The following is a 21,048-nucleotide window of genomic DNA, read 5'->3' as shown; positions in this document are numbered from 1 at the left end:
AGAGTCGAATTTATATCGATACCTATTATAATCCAGTAAGAAGACATGGGACTCTAGGTGGAGTGAGTCCCATGGACTTTGAACTAATCAACTAAACCCCTGTGTCTACTTTTTAGGGGCCATATCATATCTCGTATCTCGTATCTCGTATCTCGTATCTCGTATCTCGTGTTTCTATAGCGCTTTTTGAGTGAAGAACTGTTTGTCTTCCCAGCGAAGTACCGTCAACTGACCACCCCAAACGCATCCTGTATCTAAACCAATCACATCTTTTCCTGAGTAACCTTCTAGCGCAGCCCAGTGTCCAAAAATAACTGTTTTATCCAGCTTTATACGTTGTGGTAGGTCAAACCAAGGCATTAACGGCTCAGTGGTAATTTCGCTTGGCGGAAGTTTACAGGCCATATCGAGTCGACCATCAGTAAAACAGAAGCGCATTCTAGTCAGGCTGTTAATCGCATAGCGATAGCGCTCAATCCCTTCTAAATTTTGACGCCATAAGTCAGGCGTGTTGCTGTACATATTCTCGATAAGCCATTGCCACTTATCGGATTTTAATAAGGCAGTTATCTCTCGATTTTCAATCCGTGCTCGCTCTAGATCCCATTGAGGTGAGATACCAGCATGAGACATTACGAACTCTGGATGTTCTTGAATCAAAGGCTGTTGTCTTAACCATTCGAGCAGCTGTTCTCGGTCTTCTGCATCAAGAATGGGTTGAGTCTTGTCTTTTGCTTTAGCTGGAAATAGCCCTAAAGAAACCGCAAGTAGATGCAAATCATGATTGCCTAATACAACCTTAGCTGCATCACCAAGGTTGCGAATAAAGCGTAGTGTCTCCAATGATTTAGGACCTCGAGCGACCAAATCACCAGCGACCCATAAGGCATCTTGTTGTTTGTCAAAGTTGACGGTTTCAAGCAGTAATTGAAGTTCGTCGAAGCACCCTTGGATGTCTCCGACAATATAATTCGACACAATAATTTCCTGTAGATACGGATGTACGGCTAATTAAGAATATTAGGGATCGCGAGTCTAAATGGATCAACTTCAGTTATGAAGTCGATGCCTTTGTTATCAGTCATCACATAATGACCTTGCATAACACCCACAGGAGTTTCGATGACGGTACCACTGGTGTAAGTGTATTCGTCGTTGGCTTCAATCACGGGTTGTTGCCCAACCACGCCATCACCTTCTATGGTGAGTTGTTTGCCGTTGGAGTCGGTAATCAGCCAGCGGCGAGACATTAGTTGAACCGTTGTTTTGCTGAGATTTTTGATGGTAATAATGTAGGCGAAGACGTAGCGGTTCTTCGTTGGTTCAGATTGTTCCTCTATGTATTTAGAGTGAACCTGACATTTGATACAAGGCGTAGATATATCCATATTCGCACCTTTTGTTGTTGGTATACTTTAAAGTATTACATAAAAAACAGGCTCCTCACCGAAGTGTAGGAGCCTTTTAGAATTATTTGTCAGTGCTGTGAGTGTCGTACAACCAGTTAGCCATGTCGACAAACTGCTCGAGCGTTAAATTCTCAGGACGCATGCCTGGGTTAACACCCAACTCTTCAAGTACTTCCTTGTCGATTAGGCTCTTGTAGCAGTTACGAACCGTTTTACGACGCTGGTTAAAGCCTTCACGACATACACGATCTAGCCATTTCAGATCTTTTGCCGGGTAAGGTAGCACTTCGTATGGCTGTAGGCGTACTACTGCAGAATCTACTTTCGGTGGCGGAACGAAGGCCGTTGGTGGCACTTCTAGCACAGGCGTCACTTTACAGTAGTATTGAGCCATTACCGTAAGACGACCATAAGCTTTAGTACCTGGGCCGGCCGCTAATCGGTTAACCACTTCTTTTTGAAGCATGAAGTGCATGTCTTGCACGTCTTTATGGAACTCAAAAAGGTGGAACATCAATGGTGTCGAGATGTTGTATGGCAAGTTACCGAAAATACGTAGCTTGTTGTTTGGCTTAACAAGTTGTTCGAAATCGAACTTCATTGCATCGCCTTCATAGATCGTTAGCTTATCAGCCAGATCGGGATGGTTGCGAAGACGTTCAGCCAGGTCTCTATCCAATTCGATAACTGTAAATTTATCGACAAGCTTACCCACTGGCTCAGTAATTGCGCCTAGACCAGGACCGATCTCTACCAAGTTTTGACCTGGTAGTGGGTTAATGCTCGATACGATGCCATCAATAATGTATGGATCGTTAAGGAAGTTTTGACCAAAACGTTTACGCGCTTTGTGCCCTAAGTGGACATCATTTCTCATTGCTTTTTCTCTACTAATTCAATGGCGTGCGTGAGCGCTGTTCTAAAGCTCCCTGTATCGGCTTGGCCTTTCCCTGCCAAGTCTAAGGCGGTACCGTGGTCGACTGATGTGCGAATAAACGGTAAGCCAAGCGTGATGTTCACTGAGCGACCAAACCCTTTGTATTTCAATACCGGGAGTACTTGGTCGTGATACATACCTAAAACAGCATCTGCATCTTGCAAATATTTTTCATTAAAGATGGTATCTGCTGGCAATGGGCCAACTAAATTGATGCCATCTTTTTGGCGAATTTTTTCTAGCGTCGGGGTGATGGTTTCTATCTCTTCACGTCCTAAGCAACCATCTTCACCTGCATGTGGATTCAAGCCACACACGTAGATAGTTGGTTTCTCAATAGCAAATTTTTCAACCAAATCTTTATTCAGAATTGCAATAATTTGCTCTAATCTGTCTTCGGTCACTGCTTGAGATACATAAGCTAGTGGGATGTGCGTTGTTACTAGCGCAACACGCAGCCCTTCTGTTGCCAACATCATCACCACCAGTGGTGTATTGGACTTCTCTGCAAAGAACTCGGTATGGCCGCTAAAAGCAACGCCAGCTCGGTTAATTACACCCTTGTGAACAGGGCCGGTGACAATAGCATCAAATTCATCATTCATACAGCCAATTGCGGCGGTTTCTAAAGTATTTAATACGTAATGACCGTTCGCTTCATTGAGTTGACCCGCAACGGCGACTTCAGCGAGTGGAACATGTTTCACAACTAGTGTTCCGGAGCGTTGAGGTTGCTTGGGCGCAGTTGAATCGTAATCCAACAGCTCAACCTCGATCCCTAATATTTCAGCTCGCTCTGCTAGTAGGGTTTTGTCCGCACACACCACGAGCTGATGTGGCCAGCTTTCTTGAGATAAGGCGAGAGTTAAATCGGGCCCAATTCCCGCCGGTTCACCTGCCGTAATGACAAGGCGCTTAGTTGTCATCTTGGTCATCCTCAACCATTTCAACAAAAGCACTCGCTCTTACTTCTTGTAGCCAAGCGCCAGCTTCTTCGTTGAATTTACGGTTAAATAAAATTTGGTATGCTTTGTTTTTCAAAGCAGAGTCTGTACGGTCTACTTCTCTGCGGTCTAGTACTTCAACAATGTGCCAACCATGCACGGTTTTAAATGGTGCGCTGATCTTACCTTCAGGTAGCGTTTCTACTTGGTGCTTAAATTCAGGTACATACAAATCCGGTGTTTGGTAGCCTAGTTCACCATCTTGCACTGCAGAGCCTGGGTCTTGGCTGTATTGCTGCGCAAGTTCACCAAAGCTCGCTTCACCCGCGTTAACACGACGCGTGATTTCCTTTAATTGCTCCTTGGCACCGTCGTCACTTAAGATGACGGTCGGCTTAATTAGGATATGACGAGCATTAACTTCCGTTACCGCTACCGTTTCCAAGCCTTTCACATCTTCAATTTTCAAAATATGGAAACCAACGCCGCTTCGGAAAGGACCGATGATGCTGCCTTTATTCTGCATTTTGATTTGGTCTGCAAAAATGGTAGGCATCTCTTCTTTACGCATCCAACCCCAGTCACCACCTTGTAGAGCTTTAGGGCCTTTTGAATAAGTATAAGCCATGGTGCTGAAATCTTTGCCTGAGTTAAGCTCCTCAACCACTTCTTTAGCTTGAGCTTCTAGCTCTTCTTTGGTTTGGTCATCATTAAAGCGAAGTTGGATGTGTCCGATTTTGTATTGAACGGTCGCGTTAGTCTCTTGCGCCAAGATATCCGCAAGGTTATCGACTTCAGCTGGAAGAATATTGATACGACGACGCACTAAGGCGTTACGCGCTTCACTTGCCGCAATCTCTTTTCTTACTTGTTCGCGAAATGCATTGTAACTAAGGCCTTCTTCAGCAACCGATGCTGTTAATTGTTCTACAGTCTGGTTGTTGTCTTTCGCGATGCCTTCGATTGCTTGATCAAGTCGAGCATCATCAATACGAACGCCAATACGTTCCGCTTCTTGTGTTTGAATGGTATCGATGATCAGCTTTTCAAGCACTTGCTCATTGAGCACGTCTTGCGATGGTAGTGTCTGGCCGCTTTTCTTAGCATTTGCGCGCAGCGTCTTCATTGAAGCATCGATGTCACTTTGTAAGATAACGCCTTCGTTAACGATAACTTTTACGCTGTCTAGTTCTACCGGTGCTGCGTAGCTTACTGATACAGTACAAGCCGCTGCGATGGCAATTAATGTGCGTTTCCACAATGTCATGTGTAATCCTTTAAATTTACTGACGTTTTATCAGTAAAGAAAATTAGTTGTTTAAGAAGAATGGACGGCCGTATTCTAAAGAGTTTCCAGAGCTATCAAAGCCTGAAATGTTTGATCCCGATCCCGCCGATGTACCGAAGCCCACAATACCAAAATTGACACTAAAGTTGTTTTCGTAGACAGGATCAGCATTGATGTCTGAATAGCCGCTACCAGTCCAGCTTCGGAGTTCGTTGCTATAGGTAACTCCCACGTACCAACAATCATCTTTATAGCGCAGGTTAGCTAACCACTCGATAGCAATGTTTTCGTTCATATCATGGTAGTACTGGGCGCTGGCGTACCATTTCGGAGTGAATTGATAACCTGTGACTAAACCTGCTTGTGAGATACCTTCCCGTGTAATCTCATCAATATTAGTAATTGTCTCGCCGACATTATCTTCAATGTACTCTTTAGTGACGTAGCGGTAGTTTGCTTGAACAAAACCGTTACTGTCTATTCGATATTCAATTGTACTATTAGCTAGTTGCATTTCTGCTGAGTCGATATCGTATTGAACGCCACCATGGTAAAAAAGGTAGTCATCGTAATTAAAGTCGACCTCAACTGCCCAAGATGAATAATTAGATTTTTCTGTTGAATCGTTGTTGCCAGTTGATTGCTTTGTTTCTTTATCGATATAAAAAATTTGACCGAAAGAAATATTAAGACGTTCTTTGTACTCGTCATCAAAGAAGCGAGAAGACGCACCATAGCTTAGCTGATTTGCAGATGCTATAAAATCAACCCCACTGTATTTCCTACTTCTAAATAAGCCGTAATAATCTGTCTGTAAAAGAGTAGTATCGTAGCGAGCAATGTTATTTTGTTCTTCTTCGGGAACGTAAAGGTATTGAACTTGTGGTTCAAGAGTTTGTGTGTACCCGTTCATTAATGTAGTGTCGCGCTCAAGTACAATACCGGCATGACTTCTAAATTCGGGTATAACTCTGCTAACACTTTCTTCTAAATCAGCATACTCTGCTACAGATGTATCTACACCACTCAGGTCTTGGTTATAGTATGTTCCAAGTAGGCGAGCCTCGGTTGTCCATGTACCCCAAGTTGTACTTAATGGTACTTTTAACCCTGGTTCTATGTGCAATCGTGTTGCTGTTGGTTTTCCTTTTGCATCTGTATCAAATTGAGAGATATGACTAATCATATCCACCTCTACAGAGTCCCATATAATAGGAGCGTAATAGTTAAATGTTAGCTGCGGCATTAAACGATAGGCTTGGTTATCTCCATCGGTAAGTACTTGGAAGTCACGAACTGCGATGGATGCATCCCAGTTTAGAGATCGGTAAGTAACTTGTCCTGATTGTAAAAGCTGACCGTCTTCTCTATTACCGATATTTGAATCCACATCTGAAAAATAATTAACATCACTAACCTTTGAATAGTCGATGTCAAACTTCCATGCTTGTTGATAGATCCCTTCAAAGTTGAACTGCCCACCCCAACGACTGCCTTGTTCCGGGTATTTATCATCACTTTCTAGGAACTCAAACTTTAAGTTACTTTCACCAAAATCACTTAAATGACGGAACTCGTTATTCAGTTGCGTTCCACGTTCTGCCATATATTTAGTTGTGATAAGTAGATCGTAGTTTGGTGCTATATTCCAATAAAATGGTACTTCGGTTTCGAAACCATCACTAGAGCCGTATGAAATCGTTGGGTACAAAAAGCCAGTTTTACGTTTATCACCCACTGGAACGGTGAGATACGGCAGATAGAAAACAGGAACATCTAGAATTTCAAAACGCGGATTGTAGAATGTGGCTTCTTCTTCATCTTGATCGAGTTCAATACTAGAAGCTTTTAACCTCCATGATTTATCACCTAGTGGGCAGGATGTGATAGATCCGTCTTCCATGGTATAAACCGCTTTGCCAGTGCGAGATATATATTGGGCATCTCCTCGGCCTGGTTCACAAAGAAACTGATATTGAGTGTTCTCTAATTCGATTTGATCAGTATTTAGATTATTTGTCGCTTTATCGGAAATGGATTTTATTTGACCATCACTAAAGTTTACGTTGCCTTCAGCTACAACGATATTTTCTTGTTGGTGTAGGGTCACATTATCAGCAAGGATGATCTTGTTCCCTTGCGTAACTCTTACGTCACCCGAATAGATTGCCTTGTCACCATTGATAGCTTCTAAGCGATCTGACTCAACATGAGCGGGTAGCTGTGTCTCGTTTTCTGCAGCGGGCTCGATCAAGCATTGATCTATAGAGGGCATTTCCTGCACACTACTATCGGTGATTGTTTCAGCTTGAGTTGTCGACACGTATAATGCCGTACTTATAGACGCGGCTAACAAGGTGCGGGAAAAAGATTGCATGAAGTTGAACTATCCTGTGTCACTAGATGAAGGGTTGATCTAGTATCAATCCAATTAATAAAGCATTTTCCTTATGATAAAGGAAATATTAGCATTCAGCATCATCAGACAGCGTTACTCAGATAAAATTCATAGATAGAGAACACATAATGCAAATATTTGGCAAAATTTTGGGCGCGTTTTTTGGCTTTTTATTTGGAGGGCCGCTCGGTTTAGTTTTTGGTCTGTTTTTAGGGCATCAATTTGATAAGGCTCGACGTTTAAGCCAATCGGGCTTCAATAGCTCTGGTTTTGGCCGAGGTCCAAGCCAAGCTGAAAGACAAAACGAGTTTTTCAAATCTGCTTTTGCAGTTATGGGACACGTTGCTAAAGCTAAGGGGCAGGTTACACCAGAAGAGATTCAGCTCGCTTCTACAATGATGGAGCGTATGAACCTGCATGGTGAACAACGTAAAGCGGCTCAAGATGCTTTCCGCGATGGCAAAGAGAGTGACTTTCCATTAAGTGATGTACTTGAGCGTGTGAAAATCTCATCGGGTGGTCGTTTTGATCTTCTGCAGTTCTTTTTGGAGCTACAAGTCTCTGCCGCATTTGCTGATGGAAGCTTGCACCCAAGTGAGCGTCAGGTTCTTCATAAGATAGCGCAAGGGCTTGGATTTTCTGCAGAGCAGCTAGAACGCCGCTTGCAGATGCAAGAAGCAGCGTTCCGGTTCCAACAGCAAGGTGGAAGCTTTGGAGGCCATCAAGGGCATGGGCAGTCATCAGGTTGGCAACAAGCTTCACAACAGAATCAGCTTGGCGACGCATATAAGGTTCTTGGTGTGAGTGAAAGTGCCGAAGGCAAAGAGGTGAAGAAAGCCTACCGTAAACTGATGAATGAACATCATCCAGACAAATTGATGGCGAAGGGTTTACCGCCAGAGATGATGAACGTCGCGAAAGAGAAATCACAAGAAATTCAAAATGCTTATGACCTAATTAAGAAGGTCAAAGGTTTTAAGTAATCGAACATTAGATCTAGTAATAACAAAATTACTCGGTTTTTATTGAAGGGAATTATATGACGGTAACGTATAAGGATGTTTTAGAGTTTTGGTTCGATGAGCTGACGCCTAAGGACTGGTTTACTGGCGGTGAAGAAATTGATGTTTTGATTAAGACTCGATTCTCTGAATTACATAAAGTCGCTGTACAAGGTGAGCTGTTTGAATGGCGTCAAACCGCGGAAGGTCGTTTGGCTGAGATTATCGTTCTGGACCAGTTTTCTCGAAATATTGGCAGAAGCAGTCCGGCTGCATTTTCAGCAGACCCGATGGCACTAGCTTTAGCTCAGGAAGCGGTCGCTGGTGGTTTCGATCATCAGTTGAATCAACAACAAAAAAGCTTCCTGTATATGCCTTATATGCACAGTGAGTCTTTGCTGATGCATGAACAAGCGGTTCTGCTTTTTTCCCAGACAGGCTTAGAGAATAACTTGGATTTTGAGTTTAAGCATAAAGTGATTATTGATCGCTTTGGTCGCTACCCTCACCGTAATGAGGTGTTAGATAGAGCTTCGACTCCCGAAGAGGTTGAGTTCTTGCAGCAACCTGGCTCAAGCTTTTAACTGTTGAAATCCGGTTCAATAGATAAAAAAGAGGTTAGAGGTTAATAAAAACCTCTAGCCTCTTTTTTGTTTTGCTTCATTCATGAGCTTTAACGCTAAAACTAGTTTGCTTGGTTAAGTGACCAATCATAGTCATAACTGATTTTTTCAGTGTTCGTCACCGGCTTTGTTCGATACTGGTCTAGGTGTTGAATGAGTTGCTTTTCTGTACCAAAATCCACAGCAAACCATTCGTAGATGGATGACAATTCAAGATCATTACTGTTGACTAGCACACCTCTATCACTGTTTATAAACTCGGTCGCCGCTTGTTCTAGTAGCATTTCTGTATTGTCAGCAATAAAGGCCTGAGGCTGTAAGTTAGGGCAACCTAAACTCGCGCAATTTACCGCGTAATGCGTGCGCGGATCTTGCCAAATCGGTCTTAGGATTCGATGTTCAATATCATTGAGTGTCAGCGACTTTCTATTTACCTTCACTACATCATCTCCCCACGGTCCAAAGCTAAACAGTCCGCCGAGCTTGGTGATGGATTTTATTGGGTAGGCATCAAGAATTAAATCGACAGTCACGGCGTTATATAGATTAACCCAGTAGGCATACTGCTCCGCTCTTGAATAGTCGAGTGGGTTGATCTGCTCAAGTCGGTTTATGTACTGGTTTAACTTTGTCTTGTCTGAAGAGCTCACCGCTTGATATCTCACTAGGGTGTGCTGTCCTTGTTTTACTAAGTAGCTATCGAGGAATTGCTGCCAATCTTGATGAGACACCTGTGTTGAGTTCGCTTCATTACTTTGGTTCCAGTATGGCCAAAGTTCGGATTTAGGTGCAGACCAAGCTAAGGTTGAGAAAAGTAGGCTGACAATAAAAAGTAGTTGTTTCATGGCATTCTCCTGATGACTGACTACTAAGACCTTATGCTTTACGATTTTCTTTCATAGCTCTTCAGTTAAATAGCGGAACTGCTCTAAATAAAGGGCAGAGCTTAATAAGCACATTAAGTTAAGCTAAAAGCTCAGCCAAATAAAAAAGGTTGGCACTAGGCCAACCTTTTTTATGAACACAAAACTATGTGACTCTACTTCAAGACTTCTTTATTTCAGGAAGCTAGGAATCTTAGCTTCAAATTCTGAAATCTTATCTGCGTGTTGAAGCGTTAGGCCGATGTTATCTAGGCCATTCAGCAAGCAGTGACGACGGAACTCATCAATTTCAAACGAGTATTCTTTTCCATTGGCAGTGACTTTTAGTGCTTCAAGATCAACTGTAATTTCTGCGCCTTCGTTTGCTTCAACGAACTGGAAGATTTCATCAACTTCCTGCTCTGTAAGACGAACAGGAACCATCTGGTTATTGATCGAGTTACCGTAGAAAATGTCTGCAAAGCTTGGCGCGATCATCACTTGAATACCGTAATCTGCAAGCGCCCAAGGTGCATGTTCACGAGATGAACCACAACCAAAGTTTTCACGAGCCAGTAGAATTGAAGCGCCTTTATAGCGTGGTGCGTTCATTACAAACTCAGGGTTTGGCTGTTGGCCTGCGTCATCTAGGAAGCGCCAATCGTGGAATAAGTGCTTACCAAAACCGATACGGTTCACTTTCTGTAGAAACTGCTTTGGAATGATCGCATCAGTATCGATGTTGGCCGTATCTAGAGGAACGACTAATCCGGTGTGTTGTTGAAAACCTGACATGTTAAATCCTCTAATTAAAGTTCACGAATATCGACAAAGTGACCAGCGATTGCTGCTGCTGCTGCCATTGCTGGGCTAACTAGGTGCGTACGACCATCACGGCCTTGGCGACCTTCAAAGTTACGGTTTGATGTAGAAGCACAGCGTTCTTGTGGACCTAGACGGTCATTGTTCATTGCAAGACACATAGAGCAGCCTGGTAGGCGCCATTCAAAACCTGCTTCGATGAAGATCTTATCTAGGCCTTCAGCTTCAGCTTGCGCTTTTACTTGCTCAGAGCCTGGAACGATCAATGCTTGAACATGTTTCGCTACTTGGCGGCCTTTTGCTACGGCAGCAGCTGCACGCATGTCTTCGATACGAGAGTTAGTACAAGAACCCACGAAGACTTTATCGACGTTGTAATCCGATAGCGATTTACCCGCTTCAAGACCCATGTAAGCCAAAGCTTTTTCTGCAGATGCCTTTTCAACAGGGTCTGCGAAGCTTTCTGGTGCAGGGATTGGTGTGTCTACTGAGATCACCTGGCCTGGGTTAGTACCCCAAGTGACTTGTGGTTTGATGTCAGCCGCTTCTAGCGTTACAACAGCATCGAACTCTGCATCAGCATCGGTTTTCAATGTGTTCCAGTATTCAATAGCGGCTTCTAAGTCTTCGCCTTGTGGAGAGAACTTACGACCTTTGATGTATTCGTAAGTGGTTGCATCTGGAGCAATTAGACCCGCTTTAGCGCCAAGCTCGATCGCCATGTTACATACCGTCATACGACCTTCCATTGTAAGGTCAGTAATTGCTTCACCGCAGAATTCAACCACATAGCCTGTACCGCCAGCGGCTGTTGTCTTGCCGATGATAGCTAGTACGATATCTTTTGCAGTAATGCCTTCAGCGACTTTGCCTTTTACTTCGATTTTCATGGTTTTAGCGCGAGCTTGTTTTAGCGTTTGAGTTGCTAGAACGTGCTCAACTTCTGAAGTACCGATACCGAATGCTAATGAACCAAATGCACCGTGTGTTGCTGTGTGTGAGTCACCACATACGATGGTCATGCCCGGCAGAGTAATACCTAGCTCAGGGCCCATTACGTGAACAATACCTTGGTATTTGTGGTTTAAGTCGTAAAGCGTGACACCAAACTCTTCACAGTTTTTCGATAGCGTTTCCATTTGGATACGAGCCATCTCACCAGAAGCGTTGATGTCTTTCGTTTGTGTCGATACGTTGTGATCCATGGTTGCAAAAGTTTTGCCTACTTGGCGAACTTTACGACCTTTTTCACGCAGGCCATCAAAGGCTTGTGGCGACGTTACTTCGTGGACTAAGTGGCGATCGATATAAAGAATTGGCGTTTCGCCTTTTGCTGCAACTGCAACGTGAGCGTCATAAACTTTTTCGTATAAGGTTTTTGCTTGCTGGTTTGTCGACATAGCTTTTCTTCCTTGGGAGCATCAGTCCCAGTGTTTGTTTCTAGCCAAGTCATACTGTTTAAGCTGACTTGGCTTGATATTATTCTTATGTACTTACTTCTAATCTAAGCATCTAGCTTATGAAGCTAAGATGTACTCAGCGATCTTGTCACCCATTTCAGAGGTAGTCAGCGCTTGGTTTTTGCCTGCAAGGTCAGCGGTTAGCTCGCCTGCAGAAAGTGCTTTAGACACCGCTGTTTCGATATCTTGAGCTGCGGCTTCTTCACCTAAGCTGTAACGAAGCATTAGCGCCGCAGAAAGAATTTGCGCTACTGGGTTCGCGATGTTCTTGCCTGCGATATCTGGCGCGCTGCCACCTGCAGGTTCGTATAGGCCGAAGTTGCTTTCGTTCAAGCTTGCAGAAGGAAGCATGCCCATAGAGCCGGTGATCATTGCACACTCATCAGAGATGATGTCACCGAAGATGTTCGAACAAAGCATCACGTCAAACTGAGATGGGTCTTTGATTAGCTGCATGGTCGCGTTGTCGATGTACATGTGGCTCAATTTCACATCTGGGTAGTCTTTCGCGACTTCTTCAACCACTTCACGCCATAGAATAGAGCTTTGTAGAACGTTCGCTTTATCGATTGAGTAAACGTTTTTGTTACGTAGACGAGCAGATTCAAACGCAATCTTTGCAATACGTTCGATTTCGTAACGGTGGTAAACCTCAGTATCAAAGGCTTTTTCAGTTGCGCCTTCGCCTTCACGACCTTTAGGTTGGCCGAAGTAGATACCGCCTGTTAGTTCACGAACAACAACGATGTCGAAACCATTACCTGAAATATCAGCACGTAAAGGAGAGAAAGACTCTAAACCCTTGTGGATTTGCGCTGGACGTAGGTTACAGAACAGTTGGAAATGCTTACGCAGAGGAAGTAGGGCACCACGCTCTGGTTGATCGTTTGGTGGAAGGTGTTCCCATTTAGGACCACCAACTGAGCCAAAAAGTACCGCGTCAGATTCTTCACAGCCCGTGACTGTCGCTTCTGGAAGTGGACAGCCGTGATTATCAATTGCAATACCACCAACATCATACTCTTCGCGAGAAAAGCTAATCGCGTGCTTCTTTTCGATCGCGTCTAACACTTTATGTGCTTGTTGCATTACTTCTGGGCCAATGCCATCACCAGGTAGTACGGCAATTTTGTATGATTTATCTGTCATGTTAATCCTTTAATTCTTGTTACTGAGCGGTTTGGCTCGTTTTAAATTTTGTCCCTAAAGCCAACAACATCGGCTCTAGGGCTCTGTTATTGGGGTCTTAAACTGTCGCGAATTTTTGCTGCTTCATTTCAGCAATAGTGTCTGCGCGTTGAATGCTATTGATAACGTGTAGCAACGCTTGACCAGAAGCTTCAACGATATCCGTTGAAACGCCCGTACCGTGGTACTTACGGCCTTTATAGTTAGCAATGATGTCAGCTTGACCTAAGCCATCTTCGCCTTCACCTTTCGCAGTAAGGTCGAATTTATCCAACGCGATTTCGTAGCCTGTTAAGCGGTAAATACATTGGTATAAAGCATCAACAGGACCGTTGCCGACAGCCGCTTCGCATTTCTCTTCATCACCACATTGCAGCTTGATGCTGGTGGTAGACATAACACTACCAGATTGTACGCTTAGGTAGTTAAGTTTATAGAAGTCATCTTCATCACGTAGATTCGCGAAGTGCATTAATGCTTCTAGGTCGTAATCGAAGACTTGTCCTTTACGGTCAGCAAGCTTCAAGAAGTCTTCGTACAATGAATCTAGGTTGTACTCATTATCTTTATAACCCATTGCGTCCATGTGGCTCTTAACTGCCGCACGGCCACTACGGCTGGTTAGGTTCAAGGCTTTGTTTTTCAAACCAATCGACTCAGGTGTCATGATCTCGTAAGTGTTTTTGTTCTTAAGCATGCCGTCTTGGTGGATACCTGAAGAGTGGCTAAATGCATTTGCACCAACGATGGCTTTATTGTCTTGAATTGGCATGTGGCAAAGTTGGCTAACCAACTTACTGGTACGGTGAATCTCTTTATGATCCAAGCCGGTGTGAACCCCCAAAAGCTCTTGACGAGTTTTGATGATCATTGCGATTTCTTCTAAAGAACAGTTACCCGCACGTTCGCCAATACCATTGATTGTGCCTTCAATTTGACGAGCGCCCGCTTGCACAGCAGCAATTGAATTTGCAACCGACATGCCTAAGTCATCGTGACAGTGAACAGAGATGATAGCTTGGTCGATATTTGGTACGCGATCGAATAGCGTTTTGATGATGCCACCAAACTCATTCGGTACTGTGTAGCCAACGGTGTCTGGAATGTTGATGGTTTTCGCGCCCGCGTTAATCGCGGCTTCAACCATGCGACATAGGTTATCGATAGGGGTACGACCTGCATCCTCACAAGAAAACTCCACATCGTCAGTGTAGTTACGCGCATGTTTGACGGCTTTCACTGCCATCTCGACAACATCGTCGTAGCTGCGGCGTAGCTTATCTTGTACGTGTACCGTCGATGTTGAAATGAAAGTGTGAATACGGAATTGGTCCGCTACTTTTAGTGCTTCTGCAGCGGCGTCGATATCTTTAGCAACTGCACGAGAAAGTGCACAAATACGGCTGCCTTTGATGTGTTTTGCAATCGTTTGAACCGATTCAAAATCACCTGGAGAAGAGATAGGGAAGCCAGCTTCGATAACATCGACACCCAGTCTCTCAAGAGCATAAGCGATCTGTAACTTCTCTTTTACCGTAAGGCTTGCTGCCAATGCTTGCTCGCCGTCACGTAAGGTAGTATCAAAAATTATTACTTGATCGTTCATGGGTGCTTCCTTATATCGATAATGAATCGATTGCTATCCAAATTATTATTAAGAATGATGTTCTTTTAAAAGTGCCAGTTACAAAAAAACCCGCTCAGTGCGGGTTTTAATATTTGTGTAGTTCTTGACCCACAACTTACCCGCGCGATTGGTTCACGATAAGGAGAAGTTTCAGCAGTAGAGAAGAAGAAAAAATCATTACACAAATATCCGTAAATAAACTGTTAACACCATATTTACCGTAATTTATTCTGAGCGTCAAACAAGAAAATCCAATATCAGCGTACATTGGCAGTGTTTTGGTTTGGTTTGTGCTGTTTTTCATCTCCTCGTTGGCTAAATCGACTGATTGGTGGTTTTGTATTGGCGGGTTAGTTTATCGTTTGGCTGATGTGTAGGTTAAAACTTTGTAGTAAATCTTTTTGATGGAACGATTCACCAAAAAAATTATAAGTGTGACCCAATTAATTAATCACTTGATTAAATAGTGAGTAATTAATCTTCTACTGTTACGTCTGTTTATCTCTATAATTAATCGGATGATTAATTATAGAGATGGATTTTTGCCATGACGGCACGAAAAGCGGGGCGGCCTCAGCAGAACTTAGATGTTCGACAGTTATTGATTGAGCATGCTCGCGATCTGTTTGTTGTTCAGCCATACGACAAGGTCTCGACACGCCTGATCGCTGAGCGTGCGGGTGTGAACATTGCGATGATCCGTTATTACTTTGGCAGTAAGGCTGGGTTATTTGAGGCGATGCTACGTGAAACCCTACGACCGATGCAGCTACAAATGCAGAAGTTAGTTGAAGAGAGCAGTCATGAAAACTTTCTCGATTTAATGCGGACTTACTACAAAGAGATGGTCAAGGTGCCCAAGTTTCCTCGCTTGATTGCCCAAGTGATGAATATGCCTCCCTCGGAAGTGCAAAGAGAGTTGCTCGAAAAGGTTTTCCTCGATGTGGCGAAGCCAGCCCAAGATGTCATTTTTGAAAAGTTGGTGGCACAAGGTGTCTTGAGAAAAGAGATGGATCCCAAGCTCTGTCGCGTGTCGTATATAAGCTTGATGGTATTTCCATTCATTGCGCCGCCCCCTTTATTAGCAATCCATGGTATTGAGATTAATGAAGAATTTCTTAACCGTTTAATCGAACACAACATTCAATTGATGACAGAAGGCTTTATAAACACGCCTAGCCCTTCTTCCGTGCAGGACCAAAGATAATGAAAATAAATAAAAAACTACTCTTCTTTCCGGCACTTGCGGTTGGTGTCATTGGCCTTGTGGTTGCGATTAACTTGAAGCCGGATCTTCCAACCAAGCCTGCGGGTGATAGAGCTCGTTTAGTTGACACAGTAAGCCTAGAGCAACAACTGATAGCACCGTTAGCGGTTGGTTTTGGCAAAGTGGTGCCGAAAGTCGAATGGAAAGCGATTGCCGAGGTGACAGGACAGATCGTTTATCGTCATCCGGATCTTGAGAAAGGTCAGGTGATCCCTGCGGGAACGGTCGTGCTCAAGGTTGATCCACTGGATTACGAATTGAAGCTGATACAAGCAGAGGCCGATCTTAAATCAAGTCAAACCTCATTAGCGAAATTAAATCAAGAAGAAGACAACCTGAATCAGACTCTTAAGATCGAAAAGAATCGCTTAGTGATCAGCAACAAAGAGCTACAACGTAAACAAGATCTGCGTAAGAAAGGGCTGACTTCTCAATCGGATGTCGACCTGCAACAGCAAAGTGCACTGTCTCAACAGAAGCTAGTGTTGGATATCGCGAACCAAATCGCTTTAATGCCTGATGAAAAACGAGTTGCGGAAGCGGTGATAAAGGTCAATGTGTCTAAAGTGAAAGAGGCGCAGCGATCTCTCGATAAGACCACCATCATTTTGCCAAGAGCGATGCGAATTGCTCAGGTTGATATCGAACAAAATCAAGTGGTTAACCTTCAGCAAGAGATGTTTGTTGCTCACGGGATTAATGTCATGGAAGTGGAGGCGCAACTTTCTATTCACGATATGCAAACTTTAGCCTCGAGCTTTAATCAGTTCCCTCGCGATGCTGCAGGGATCCCTAATCCTTATGAAGCGCCAATCAAAGCGACGATTCAACTTAACAGCGGCAACCTGAACCTGAGTTGGCCTGCGAAGGTGGCAAGAATCAGTGAGACGGTTGATGAAAACCAAGCGACAGCAGGGATTATTCTCGAGATCGCTCAAGACTATTCACAACTGCAGCCAAGCAATGCGACCCCGTTGGTCAACGGCATGTTTGTAAAAGCTGAGATTGAAGGTGTTGCGAATCTAAGTTGGGTGGTTCCAGAGCGAGCATTGCACGGTGACAAGGTTTACCTGATGGATGACAATCAGCGCTTGCAAGTGGTGAATGTTGAAGTGCTTTATCGCAGAGATAACCAAGTGGTTGTGAGTGGCGAGCTACAAACTGGAGATAAATTGGTTCTTAATGACATCCTGCCAGCTATCGAAGGCATGTTACTGAAAGAATCGAACTCTGAAGAGGTTAAGCTTGAATCTGATACTCAGGAGAGTGCGTCATGATCAAGTTCTTTTCTAGGCACCCAACAGCGGCAAACTTGTTGATGCTTGGGTTATTGATCATGGGTATCAGCTCATTATCAACCATCAAGCGTGAAACCTTCCCCGCTTATGAGCCGCCTTATATTATGGCTGCCATCGTTTATCCCGGTGCATCACCACAAGAAGTGGAAGAAAGCTTGTGTGTACGAATGGAAGATGCGATAGATGGTTTAGCCAACATTGAAGAAACTCAGTGTGAAGCTATCGAAGGTAGCGCACGTCTAATCCTGAAGTTGAATGAGAAAGCGGATATTGGCCGAATGCTGGTGGACGTACAAACTCAAATCAATTCGATCAATGACTTTCCAAGCGAGATTGAATCTCCGGTTGTTCAAGAGCTGGATTGGAATGAACCGGTTGTTGATATCGCGATTACAGCCGAAACCTCATGGCCAGAGCTTAAGGCCTACGCTGAAGACCTCAAACGTATCATGAAGCTTGATTATGATGTTTCACTGGTCGATGTTAGCGGCTTCTCTGATCATCAATACCGTGTGGAACTGGATACCCAAGCCATTCGCCAGTTAGGTTTGAGCGTCGGCGATATCGCAGACCAAATTGGTCGTCAGAATGTAAAGCTGCCGAGTGGTAACGTTGAAACACCAGATAAAAACTTCCTGATTCGTTTTGATGAAAGACGTATCACACCTGTTGAATTAGAAAGTATCGTCGTTGGATCTGCGCCGAATGGTTCAGTGATCCGTTTGAGGGATATCGCGAAGATCACCGATCGCTTTGAACTGGATGAACAGAAGGTTTTGTTTGATGGCAAGCCATCGGCTCTGTTGAAAATCAGTAAAAACAAAGAAGATGATGCGCTACGAATCAAAGAGAATGTAACACGATTCGTTGAAGATCAAAGCGCGATTGCCCCTGATGGTGTGACGCTACAAATGACCAACGATCTCTCTTCTGTGCTGTGGGATCGCCTCACCATGATGGTACGTAACGGCTGGCAAGGTATTGTGCTGGTATTTGCCACCATGTGGCTGTTCTTCAGCTTACGCTATTCATTCTGGGTTGCGGCTGGTTTGCCTGTTGCCTTTCTTGGAGGCTTGTTCTTAATGGCGAACTTAGGTTTGTCGATTAACATTATGTCGCTGGTCGGACTGTTGATGGCGATTGGTATCATGATGGATGACGCCATCGTGATTGCCGAATCGATAGCGTCCCATTTAGATCGGGGGCAAAACGTTGATGATGCGGTGTACAACGGCGTTAAGAAAGTGCTTCCCGGAGTCTTATCTTCTTTCTTAACTACGGTGTGTATTTTCGGTAGCTTGTTGTTCCTCGATGGAGAGATGGGCGCGGTACTTAAGGCTGTTCCTCAAGTATTGATATTAGTGCTCTCGTTGAGCTTGATTGAAGCCTTCCTGATTCTACCTAATCACTTGTCTCATTCGTTACACAAAGAAAAGAATGACAAGCCAGCGCTGCGCTTCAAAGTGGTGTTGCTTGAAAAATTTGAGAACTTCCGCAATACAACTTTGATGAACATGGTCGAGAAGGTCGTGACGTTTCGCTATGCCTTTATGGGCGGAGTGCTGACACTGTTGTTACTTTCTATTGCCTTGATTGCGGGTGGTGCTGTTAAGTTCCAACCCTTCCCCGAATTGGATGGAGACATCGCTGAAGCGCGTATCATTCTTCCGCCGGGTGCGTCATTGTCTCAAACCGAGAGAGTCGTCGATAAAATAGTCGCGTCTGCTGAACGTTTGAACGTGCAGTGGAGTGAAGAGGTCGAAGAGGGCAATGAGTTGGTGGAACACATCACGAGCCAATTCAATGCTAATGCTGATGCCAGTGAGTCAGGCCCACATTTAGCCACTGTGCGTTTAGACTTACGCGGTGCAGAGAGCCGTAACACGGTTATCGATGATTTCATCAATGCATGGCGCGAAGATATCGGTGAGCTGGCGGATCCTATTTCATTAGTGTTCAAGCAGCCAACCATGGGGCCGGGTGGTCGTGCTATCGAGATCCGTGCCAAACATGATGATCTGGCTGAATTGAAGTCTGCTTCTCTGGAGATTCAGGAATACCTCAATCAGTTTGACGGGGTGCATGGTGTGCTTGATGACATGCGCATGGGTAAAGAAGAGATCTTAGTCAAGCTGCGCCCTGGAGCCGAAACCTACAATGTGAATGGGCAGATGATTGCTTCTCAGTTGCGTGCTGCATTCTTCGGGCAAACGGCGGATGAGATTCAAATCGGTGTTGAGAACATCTCGATTGAGGTGCGTCTTGATAAGGAACAAGCGGGCGACATACAGCAGCTGGCTAACTTCCCGATCATTACCGCCGACGGCAGTCAGATCCCGTTAGCAACGTTGGCGACATTAGATTTCCAACGTAACTACGTGCGAATTCAGCGTATTGATGGGCTGAGAACCATCAGCATCTTTGGTGATATTGATAATAAGAAGGCGAGCTCGTCGGCGATTTTGGCTCAGTTCCAAAAAGATGAAGCAGCCAAGCTTATTCAGAAGTACCCAGGCTTGCGCTTTGATTTCGAAGGGGAAGCTAAAGATGCGGCTAAGACTGGAGCCTCGATGGGCAAAGGCTTCTTGCTCGGCTTATTCGGCGTGTTTGCGATTCTTAGCTATCAGTTCCGAAGCTACTTAGAGCCTGTGGTCGTGATGTTAGCCATTCCACTCGCCTTTATTGGGGTGGTCGTTGGGCACTGGATACTTGGGCACTCTTTGAGTATGCCAAGCATGATGGGCTTTGTGTCGCTTGCCGGGATTGTGGTTAATGATTCCATCTTGTTAGTCCAGTACATTCGTCACCATGTCGATGAGGGAGATAGCGTGCATGACTCGGTGGTGAAAGCCAGTCGCGAGCGTTTCCGAGCGGTATTTTTGACCTCAATGACGACCGCAGCTGGTTTGCTCCCGCTGTTGACGGAAACCAGCTTGCAGGCTCAGGTTATCCAGCCATTGGTCATTTCGATTGTGTTTGGCATATTTGCCTCGACCTTACTGGTGTTGTTTATGATCCCTGCGGCCTACGCGATACTGGCGGACTTTGGTTTAGTGAAAAAGCATGAGCCATTAGCGCTATAACCTTTAGCGCTATAACCTTTAGCGCTATTATCATTAGCGAGCACTATTATCATTAGCGAACGCTATAACCATTAACACGATAGAAGTAGCGTTTGCTTGCTTATATACAGAAGTAAAAACATAGAAGAATAAAGCGGCCTTGGGTCGCTTTATTTTTATCGGCAGTTTCTAGGCCCTATCAGCTTGCTTAGCGAAAGCGGTCAATTCGCCTCAAAATTCATTTTAGTTCATTCAAAACGTCACTTAACTGTCATTTCAGGGGCATAACTTGAGCCTTAACTGAATAAGGATTGTTAAGGAGGTTGTATGCGTACTATCGAACCTATTGTCCGCTGGGATGTGGCATTTTCTGTTTTTTGTTTAAAGAACCGTTATAGCGGACAACAGGCGACACTCAGTAAGGCGGTGTCTCATACCGGGGATGGTCATCTATACGTGTTGATTGCTTTGATTGCGCTGTTAGTTGATGGCTATACAGGTCGTGAATTTTTAATGGTTGGTCTAGCCGCTTTTGCGATAGAGCTACCGATTTATTGGTTAGCCAAGAACACCCTTAAGCGCCGTAGACCCGCCGAATTCTCTTCATTGCTTTATTCCCATATTGTGCCATCTGATAAATACAGCCTCCCTTCTGGGCATTCCGCTGCGGCTTTTGTTATGGCGACTCTAATCGGACATTTCTATCCGAGCTTATATCTCTTTAGCCTGATTTGGGCGGCAGTGATTGCTGGCTCTCGAATCCTACTTGGTGTGCACTTTTTAACGGACGTACTGATTGGCGCAGCCTTGGGCATCGCTTGTACTAGCCTTGCTATCAGTTTCATCCTGTAATCATTTTTT

17 protein-coding genes are annotated in these 21,048 nt (G+C 44.4%); 6 read left to right on the top strand and 11 right to left on the bottom strand.

The window, feature by feature from the left end; translation table 11 throughout:
- Positions 1-174: 174 nt before the first annotated feature.
- The 6 genes from L3V33_RS21560 to lptD form a co-directional block, all read right to left on the bottom strand.
- Positions 175-978 (bottom strand): symmetrical bis(5'-nucleosyl)-tetraphosphatase, encoded by an 804-nt coding sequence (locus L3V33_RS21560; RefSeq protein ID WP_237291176.1) that lies wholly within the window; start codon positions 976-978, stop codon positions 175-177.
- A 29-nt stretch (positions 979-1,007) separates the two neighbouring features.
- Complete coding sequence (gene apaG / locus L3V33_RS21555; protein WP_004735899.1) at positions 1,008-1,388, bottom strand: Co2+/Mg2+ efflux protein ApaG; 381 nt, start codon at positions 1,386-1,388, stop codon at positions 1,008-1,010.
- Between the two features lie 82 nt (positions 1,389-1,470).
- Complete coding sequence (gene rsmA, locus L3V33_RS21550; RefSeq protein ID WP_237291175.1) at positions 1,471-2,286, bottom strand: 16S rRNA (adenine(1518)-N(6)/adenine(1519)-N(6))-dimethyltransferase RsmA; 816 nt, start codon at positions 2,284-2,286, stop codon at positions 1,471-1,473.
- Entirely contained in the window at positions 2,283-3,272 is a 990-nt protein-coding gene (gene pdxA, locus L3V33_RS21545; RefSeq protein ID WP_237291174.1) for a 4-hydroxythreonine-4-phosphate dehydrogenase PdxA, read from the bottom strand. The genes rsmA and pdxA overlap by 4 nt, the downstream gene beginning before the upstream one ends.
- Complete coding sequence (gene surA / locus L3V33_RS21540) at positions 3,262-4,557, bottom strand: peptidylprolyl isomerase SurA (RefSeq protein WP_237291173.1); 1,296 nt, start codon at positions 4,555-4,557, stop codon at positions 3,262-3,264. The genes pdxA and surA overlap by 11 nt, the downstream gene beginning before the upstream one ends.
- A gap of 43 nt (positions 4,558-4,600) precedes the next feature.
- A complete protein-coding gene (gene lptD, locus L3V33_RS21535; protein ID WP_237291172.1) occupies positions 4,601-6,955 on the bottom strand; it encodes an LPS assembly protein LptD in 2,355 nt (784 codons plus the stop codon).
- 149 nt (positions 6,956-7,104) lie between these two features.
- On the opposite strand from lptD, the gene djlA reads away from it, so the two are divergent.
- Both djlA and L3V33_RS21525 read left to right on the top strand, forming a co-directional pair.
- Positions 7,105-7,959: a co-chaperone DjlA gene (gene djlA / locus L3V33_RS21530; RefSeq protein WP_237291171.1), complete on the top strand. Its 855-nt coding sequence runs from the start codon at positions 7,105-7,107 to the stop codon at positions 7,957-7,959.
- A 56-nt stretch (positions 7,960-8,015) separates the two neighbouring features.
- Entirely contained in the window at positions 8,016-8,561 is a 546-nt protein-coding gene (locus L3V33_RS21525; protein ID WP_102384626.1) for a DUF924 family protein, read from the top strand.
- 101 nt (positions 8,562-8,662) lie between these two features.
- Here L3V33_RS21525 and L3V33_RS21520 read toward each other — a convergent pair whose 3' ends face one another.
- The 5 genes from L3V33_RS21520 to leuA all read right to left on the bottom strand — a co-directional run bounded on the left by L3V33_RS21520 (position 8,663) and on the right by leuA (position 14,539).
- Positions 8,663-9,445 (bottom strand): DUF547 domain-containing protein, encoded by a 783-nt coding sequence (locus L3V33_RS21520; protein WP_237291170.1) that lies wholly within the window; start codon positions 9,443-9,445, stop codon positions 8,663-8,665.
- Positions 9,446-9,655: 210 nt separating this feature from the next.
- Entirely contained in the window at positions 9,656-10,258 is a 603-nt protein-coding gene (leuD, locus tag L3V33_RS21515) for a 3-isopropylmalate dehydratase small subunit (protein WP_237291169.1), read from the bottom strand.
- A gap of 14 nt (positions 10,259-10,272) precedes the next feature.
- The gene (gene leuC / locus L3V33_RS21510) at positions 10,273-11,685 is read right to left on the bottom strand and encodes a 3-isopropylmalate dehydratase large subunit (protein WP_102513544.1); all 1,413 of its coding nucleotides are present in this window, start codon (positions 11,683-11,685) and stop codon (positions 10,273-10,275) included.
- A gap of 117 nt (positions 11,686-11,802) precedes the next feature.
- On the bottom strand, positions 11,803-12,894 hold the full coding sequence (gene leuB / locus L3V33_RS21505) for a 3-isopropylmalate dehydrogenase (RefSeq protein WP_102298541.1): 1,092 nt from the start codon (positions 12,892-12,894) through the stop codon (positions 11,803-11,805).
- Between the two features lie 97 nt (positions 12,895-12,991).
- A complete protein-coding gene (gene leuA, locus L3V33_RS21500; protein WP_065207191.1) occupies positions 12,992-14,539 on the bottom strand; it encodes a 2-isopropylmalate synthase in 1,548 nt (515 codons plus the stop codon).
- Positions 14,540-15,107: 568 nt separating this feature from the next.
- Here leuA and L3V33_RS21495 point away from each other — a divergent pair.
- The 4 genes from L3V33_RS21495 (at position 15,108) to L3V33_RS21480 (ending at position 21,039) form a co-directional block, all read left to right on the top strand.
- Positions 15,108-15,767 carry a TetR/AcrR family transcriptional regulator gene (locus L3V33_RS21495; RefSeq protein WP_065207192.1) on the top strand — a complete coding sequence of 220 codons (660 nt, stop codon included), beginning with the start codon at positions 15,108-15,110 and terminating at the stop codon, positions 15,765-15,767.
- Positions 15,767-17,104 (top strand): HlyD family secretion protein, encoded by a 1,338-nt coding sequence (locus L3V33_RS21490; RefSeq protein WP_237291168.1) that lies wholly within the window; start codon positions 15,767-15,769, stop codon positions 17,102-17,104. Before L3V33_RS21495 ends, L3V33_RS21490 begins: the two co-directional genes overlap by 1 nt.
- Positions 17,101-20,208: an efflux RND transporter permease subunit gene (locus L3V33_RS21485; RefSeq protein WP_237291167.1), complete on the top strand. Its 3,108-nt coding sequence runs from the start codon at positions 17,101-17,103 to the stop codon at positions 20,206-20,208. Before L3V33_RS21490 ends, L3V33_RS21485 begins: the two co-directional genes overlap by 4 nt.
- 306 nt (positions 20,209-20,514) lie before the next feature.
- On the top strand, positions 20,515-21,039 hold the full coding sequence (locus L3V33_RS21480; protein ID WP_237291166.1) for a phosphatase PAP2 family protein: 525 nt from the start codon (positions 20,515-20,517) through the stop codon (positions 21,037-21,039).
- Positions 21,040-21,048 lie beyond the last annotated feature (9 nt).

Origin of the sequence: Vibrio sp. A2-1 (assembly GCF_021728355.1) — a bacterium.
Taxonomy (GTDB): Bacteria; Pseudomonadota; Gammaproteobacteria; order Enterobacterales; family Vibrionaceae; genus Vibrio; species Vibrio splendidus_K.
This window is presented reverse-complemented; position numbering and strand designations above follow the sequence as displayed.

Bases quoted from the DNA above. Each gene is read 5' to 3' on its own strand.
- rsmA (WP_237291175.1), bottom strand. From the start codon at position 2,286: ATGAGAAATGATGTCCACTTAGGGCACAAAGCGCGTAAACGTTTTGGT.
- L3V33_RS21520 (WP_237291170.1), bottom strand. From the start codon at position 9,445: ATGAAACAACTACTTTTTATTGTCAGCCTACTTTTCTCAACCTTAGCT.
- leuB (WP_102298541.1), bottom strand. From the start codon at position 12,894: ATGACAGATAAATCATACAAAATTGCCGTACTACCTGGTGATGGCATT.
- surA (WP_237291173.1), bottom strand. From the start codon at position 4,557: ATGACATTGTGGAAACGCACATTAATTGCCATCGCAGCGGCTTGTACT.
- L3V33_RS21525 (WP_102384626.1), top strand. From the start codon at position 8,016: ATGACGGTAACGTATAAGGATGTTTTAGAGTTTTGGTTCGATGAGCTG.
- L3V33_RS21480 (WP_237291166.1), top strand. From the start codon at position 20,515: ATGCGTACTATCGAACCTATTGTCCGCTGGGATGTGGCATTTTCTGTT.
- L3V33_RS21485 (WP_237291167.1), top strand. From the start codon at position 17,101: ATGATCAAGTTCTTTTCTAGGCACCCAACAGCGGCAAACTTGTTGATG.
- leuA (WP_065207191.1), bottom strand. From the start codon at position 14,539: ATGAACGATCAAGTAATAATTTTTGATACTACCTTACGTGACGGCGAG.
- leuC (WP_102513544.1), bottom strand. From the start codon at position 11,685: ATGTCGACAAACCAGCAAGCAAAAACCTTATACGAAAAAGTTTATGAC.
- lptD (WP_237291172.1), bottom strand. From the start codon at position 6,955: ATGCAATCTTTTTCCCGCACCTTGTTAGCCGCGTCTATAAGTACGGCA.
- leuD (WP_237291169.1), bottom strand. From the start codon at position 10,258: ATGTCAGGTTTTCAACAACACACCGGATTAGTCGTTCCTCTAGATACG.
- pdxA (WP_237291174.1), bottom strand. From the start codon at position 3,272: ATGACAACTAAGCGCCTTGTCATTACGGCAGGTGAACCGGCGGGAATT.
- djlA (WP_237291171.1), top strand. From the start codon at position 7,105: ATGCAAATATTTGGCAAAATTTTGGGCGCGTTTTTTGGCTTTTTATTT.
- L3V33_RS21495 (WP_065207192.1), top strand. From the start codon at position 15,108: ATGACGGCACGAAAAGCGGGGCGGCCTCAGCAGAACTTAGATGTTCGA.
- apaG (WP_004735899.1), bottom strand. From the start codon at position 1,388: ATGGATATATCTACGCCTTGTATCAAATGTCAGGTTCACTCTAAATAC.
- L3V33_RS21490 (WP_237291168.1), top strand. From the start codon at position 15,767: ATGAAAATAAATAAAAAACTACTCTTCTTTCCGGCACTTGCGGTTGGT.